This window comes from Paucimonas lemoignei, from assembly GCF_004342585.1.
Taxonomy (GTDB): domain Bacteria; phylum Pseudomonadota; class Gammaproteobacteria; order Burkholderiales; family Burkholderiaceae_D; genus Paucimonas; species Paucimonas lemoignei.
This window is the reverse complement of record NZ_SLZQ01000037.1, coordinates 1-1,180: the sequence shown is the minus strand read 5'-3', so window position 1 is coordinate 1,180 and position 1,180 is coordinate 1. Positions and strand designations below refer to the sequence as shown.

Here is a 1,180-nt window from a genome sequence, read left to right as displayed (position 1 = left end):
AGCAAGCTCGGCCACACCGTCAATATGATGGCGGCGTCCTTCGTCTCGCCCTACCGCAAGAACCGCGCTGGCAAGAATGACGCCAATGATGCCGAAGCCATCTGCGAAGCCGTGGGACGACCGAACATGCGCTTCGTCTCCCTCAAGAGCGAACAACAACTGGCCATCCTGGCTCTGCATAATGTGCGCCATGGCCTGATGGAAGAACGCACCGCTGTCCTGAACCGCTTGCGTGGTGAACTGGCCGAGTTCGGCGTGTGGTTCCCGCTCTCTCCGTTACAGGCCAAGCAAGGCGCTGCTCGACTCCTGGCGCAAGCAGAATGCCGGCTGCCGCCACTGTTGCAGAGCCTGGTACATGACATGCTCGAGCATGTGCGGTATCTGGAAGAACGCATTGCCGCCTATGACCGGCAGATTGCCGAGCAGTTGAAACATAACGAGGCGGCGCAGCGCATCCGTGCTCTGGTTGGCGTGGGTGACCTCACCACCAGTGCAGCACTGGCCATCATTGGCGATGCCACCCTATTCAAGAATGGCCGACAACTGGGCGCGTATCTGGGTTTAACACCCCGGCAAGCCAGTACCGGCGGCAAAGCCAGGCTGGGCAAGATTACCAAACAAGGCAACACGTATTTAAGAACCTTGCTCATCCAGGGCGCCCGCTCTGCCTTACAGTCAGCCATGAAGCGCGCACCCGACAAGCAGACCCGGCTGGGCCAGTGGATCGTTGGCTTGCATGCGCGGGTGGGTTACCACAAGACCTTGGTGGCCATCGCCAACAAGCATGCCAGGATGATCTGGGCCATGCTGGCCAAGGGCGAGCAATACAATCCGGATGCCTGGAAGAGTTATGCAGTAGCAGCGTAAGAAGCAGTACCAGCAAAAAAGCAGTCCAGCAGTAAAAAGCAATCCGCAGCAGACCAGGAAGTAGATAGGAACAGGTTAGACCGACACGCCATGAACCTGGCTAACTCGTTGGCACACCAGGGCCGATGAACGAATGAGGGTGGCGTGTGCGGCTTTTATCTTGGCCCGGCATACTGATGCCAACAAGGCCGTTTATAGATGTGCAGTCTGATTCTGTCCCACACTACCATCCGGCTTCGCGGAAGGAAAACACACATGCAAACAACTTGAAAACCACTCTTGCTAAAAAGGGGAAGTCCTTATAGACGAGTTA

1 protein-coding gene is annotated in these 1,180 nt (G+C 56.9%); it reads left to right on the top strand.

Annotated features, from left to right (window positions below; all coding sequences use genetic code 11):
• Window positions 1–867: IS110 family RNA-guided transposase (locus tag EDC30_RS19355; RefSeq protein ID WP_132260586.1), on the top strand; the 867-nt coding region annotated here is incomplete at its 5' end.
• Window positions 868–1,180: the final 313 nt, after the last annotated feature.